The sequence below is a fragment of the Dietzia sp. CW19 genome (genome assembly GCF_014145265.1).
GTDB classification, from domain to species: domain Bacteria; phylum Actinomycetota; class Actinomycetes; order Mycobacteriales; family Mycobacteriaceae; genus Dietzia; species Dietzia natronolimnaea.
This window is the reverse complement of sequence record NZ_JAALEE010000292.1, coordinates 1-3,764: the sequence shown is the minus strand read 5'-3', so window position 1 is coordinate 3,764 and position 3,764 is coordinate 1. Positions and strand designations below refer to the sequence as shown.

General features: G+C 69.6%; 4 protein-coding genes. All 4 read left to right on the top strand.

Translation table 11 applies throughout. The features are described from left to right. Positions 1-1,014, top strand: a 1,014-nt coding sequence (gene sucB, locus G6021_RS09435) for a 2-oxoglutarate dehydrogenase, E2 component, dihydrolipoamide succinyltransferase (RefSeq protein ID WP_241736497.1), incomplete at its 5' end; no start/stop codon positions are given. An 84-nt stretch (positions 1,015-1,098) separates the two neighbouring features. Further along, positions 1,099-1,776: a lipoyl(octanoyl) transferase LipB gene (gene lipB / locus G6021_RS09430; protein ID WP_182611206.1), complete on the top strand. Its 678-nt coding sequence runs from the start codon at positions 1,099-1,101 to the stop codon at positions 1,774-1,776. A gap of 21 nt (positions 1,777-1,797) precedes the next feature. Continuing rightward, complete coding sequence (gene lipA / locus G6021_RS09425) at positions 1,798-2,808, top strand: lipoyl synthase (protein ID WP_182611207.1); 1,011 nt, start codon at positions 1,798-1,800, stop codon at positions 2,806-2,808. Positions 2,809-2,953: 145 nt separating this feature from the next. Then, on the top strand, positions 2,954-3,709 hold the full coding sequence (locus G6021_RS09420; RefSeq protein ID WP_179525016.1) for a DUF4191 domain-containing protein: 756 nt from the start codon (positions 2,954-2,956) through the stop codon (positions 3,707-3,709). Positions 3,710-3,764 lie beyond the last annotated feature (55 nt).

Sequence of the window (3,764 nt, the reverse complement as noted above, 5' to 3'; positions counted from 1 at the left end):
CGCAAGCAGGATGTGCTCGCCGCGGCGGAGAACGGGGCGGAGAACGAGGGCGGCGCCACGGGCTCCGGCTCCGGTACCTCCCCCTATGTCACCCCGCTCGTGCGCAAGCTCGCGCAGGAGCACGGCGTGGACCTGGATTCCGTCACGGGCACCGGGATCGGCGGACGCATCCGTAAGCAGGACGTCCTCGCCGCGGCCGAGGGTGGCGCCGAGGGCGGCACCGAGGCCCCCGCGGAGAAGAAGGCCCCGGCAGGCGGCCCGTCCAAGGCCGGAGTCCGACCCGAACTGGCCGAGCTGCGCGGGACCACCAAGAAGGCCAACCGGATCCGCAAGATCACGGCCAAGAAGACCCGCGAGTCGCTGCAGACCAGCGCGCAGCTCACGCAGGTCTTCGAGGTGGACATGAGCCGCGTCGCGCAACTGCGGGCCCGGACCAAGAGCCGGTTCGCGGACGAGCACGGCGTCAAGCTCACCTACCTGCCGTTCTACGCCAAGGCGGTGGTCGAGGCCCTGGTCTCGCACCCGAACGTCAACGCGTCGTACGACGAGGACACCAACGAGATCACCTACCACGGTTCGGTGAACCTCGGCATCGCCGTGGACACCGAGGCGGGGCTGCTCTCACCGGTCATCCGCGACGCCCAGGACCTGGACATCCCGGGGCTCGCCAAGGCGATCATCGACCTGGCGGAGCGGGCGCGGGCGTCCAAGCTCACCCCGGACGACCTCCAGGGGGGCACGTTCACCATCACCAACATCGGGAGCGAGGGTGCACTGTTCGACACCCCGATCCTCGTGCCGCCGCAGGCGGCGATGCTGGGGACCGGCGCGATCGTGCGGCGCCCCGTGGTGGACGCCGATGACGACGGCGAGTCCATCGCCATCCGGTCGATGGGCTACCTGCCGCTGACCTACGACCACCGTCTCATCGACGGTGCGGACGCCGGTCGTTTCCTCACCACGGTCAAGGACCGTCTGCAGAAGGCCGAGTTCGAGGGAGACCTCGGACTGTAGGTCCCGACGACAGCGCGACGGGCGTCCTCCTCCGGGAGGGCGCCCGTCGTCGTCTGCGAGATCCTTCGGCCTAGAGTGGACGGCATGTCCCACACCGGTCTGTCCCTGCGCCGCGATCCGGTCGAGCCGGAGATCCGCCGCCTCGGCACCGTCGAGTACACCCCTACCTGGGAGCTGCAGCGAACGCTCGCGCAGGAGCGTGCCGACGGAGCCCGCGGGGACACGATCCTGCTCCTGGAACACCCGGCCACGTACACCGCCGGGAAGCGCACGGAGCCGTCGGATCGCCCGGTCGACGGGACCCCCGTCGTCGACGTGGACCGGGGTGGTCGGATCACCTGGCACGGACCCGGGCAGCTGGTCGGGTACCCGATCATCGCCCTGTCGGACCCCATCGACGTGGTCGAGTACGTCCGCCGGGTGGAGCAGGCCCTCATCACCACGTGCGCCCGGATGGGGGTGGAGGTCGACCGGGTGGACGGCCGGTCCGGGGTGTGGTGTCCGGCCGGTGACGGCCGGCCGGAGCGCAAGATCGCCGCCATCGGGATCCGTGTCCAGCGCGGGGTGACGATGCACGGTTTCGCGCTCAACTGCGACTGTGATCTCGATGCATACTCGCGGATCGTCCCCTGCGGGATCGTCGACGCCGGGGTCACGTCCCTCTCGGCCGAACTCGGACGGGACGTCCCCGTCTCGGAGGTCCTCGACCAGGTCACCTCCGACGTGGTGGAGGCGCTCGACGGTCGACTACCCGTGGGGTGATTCGAGCGTAGGCTGGCGGCCGTGACTGTCACTCCCGAAGGCCGCAAACTGCTCCGCATCGAGGCCCGCAACGCCGAGACGCCGATCGAGCGGAAGCCCTCCTGGATCCGGACCCGGGCCACGATGGGCCCCGAGTACAAGGAACTCAAGGGCCTCGTCAAGACCGGCGGCCTGCACACGGTGTGCGAGGAGGCCGGCTGCCCCAACATCTACGAATGTTGGGAGGACCGCGAGGCCACCTTCCTCATCGGCGGCGAACAGTGCACGAGACGCTGCGACTTCTGTCAGATCGCGACGGGCAAGCCCAGTGCCCTCGACCGGGACGAGCCGCGGCGCGTGGCGGAGTCCGTTCGCGAGATGGGCCTGCGGTACTCGACCATCACCGGCGTCGCCCGGGACGACCTCGACGACGGTGGCGCGTGGCTGTACGCGGAGACGGTCCGCAAGATCCACGAACTCAACCCCAACACCGGCGTCGAGAACCTGATCCCCGACTTCAACGGGGATCCGGATCAGCTCGCGGAGGTCTTCGAGTCCCGGCCCGAGGTGCTCGCGCACAACGTGGAGACGGTCCCCCGGATCTTCAAGCGCATCAGGCCGGCGTTCCGGTTCGACCGGTCCCTCGGAGTGATCCGCGCTGCCCGTGACTTCGGGCTGGTCACCAAGTCCAACCTCATCCTGGGGATGGGTGAGACCACGGAGGAGATCGTCGACGCGATGATCGACCTGCATTCCGCGGGGTGCGACATCCTCACCATCACCCAGTACCTCCGGCCCAGTCCGCTGCACCATCCCATCGACCGCTGGGTCAAGCCGGAGGAGTTCGTGGAGTTGTCCGACCAGGCGCGCGAGATCGGTTTCGCCGGGGTCATGGCCGGTCCACTGGTGCGGTCCTCGTACCGGGCCGGTCGCCTCTACGTCCAGGCTCTCGAACACCGCGGCCAGGAGGTTCCGCAGCACCTCGCGCAGTTGACCTCCGGGGGCGCCGCCTCGCAGGAGGCCTCGTCCGTGCTGGCGCGCGCCCGGGCCTGACCCCCCGCGGGCCCACGTCCGACCCGGCCGTCTCAGCCGGGCCGCCCGGCCGTCTCAGCCGCGCCACCCGTCCTGCTCGCCCTGTCCACCCCTGCGGCGAACCGCGGTTCCCGAACGGTGGTCCCCGCCACGTATCCTGAACGGTATGGCGAAGAGCGAGGTCAGCAAGGCGGACAAGAAGGCGGCTCGGGCTGCACGGCGGCAGGCGAGCAAAGCGCAGCGCGGGCAGATGTGGGAGGCCCTGAAGATCCAGTCCAAGCAGGACAAACTCCTGTGGCCCCTGATGATCGGCGCGTTGATCCTCTCCACCGCCGCGTTCTTCCTCCTGGGTTCGCTCTGGGGCGGGGAGTGGTGGATGCTCCCACTCGGTGTCCTCACCGGTCTGATGCTGGCGATGGTGATCTTCTCCCGCCGCGTCCAGAACACCGTGTTCGCGAAGGCCGAAGGACAGCCCGGTGCGGCGGCGTGGGCACTGGATCAGCTCCGATCGGGCTGGCGCGTCAATCAGGCCGTCGCGGCGACGACCAGTTTCGACGCCGTGCACCGCGTGGTCGGCCGATGCGGGATCGTCCTCGTGGGCGAGGGGCAGCCGCACCGGCTCAAGCCACTCATGCTGCAGGAGAAGAAGAAGGTCGCCCGGGTCGTCGGTGATACCCCGATCTATGAGCTGATCGTCGGCGACGAGGAGGGGACGACCCCTGAACAGGTCCCGCTGCGCAAGCTCAACCGTCGCCTGACCCGCTACCCGATGAACATCAACCGCGCCAAGGTCGACGCCCTGGACACCCGGTTGCGTGCGCTGGGCACCAAGACCGGCATCCAGAACCAGATGCCCAAGGGCCCGCTCCCCCAGGGCGCGAAGGTCCGCAACATGCAGCGCAGCGCCCGGCGACGGGGCTGACCGGGGCCGGAGCCCGTCACGCCCACCGGTCGCGCTGGTCGCGCCGGTCGCACTC

Excerpts from the sequence above, each read along its gene's own strand:
- lipB (WP_182611206.1), top strand. The coding sequence starts at position 1,099 with ATGTCCCACACCGGTCTGTCCCTGCGCCGCGATCCGGTCGAGCCGGAG.
- G6021_RS09420 (WP_179525016.1), top strand. The coding sequence starts at position 2,954 with ATGGCGAAGAGCGAGGTCAGCAAGGCGGACAAGAAGGCGGCTCGGGCT.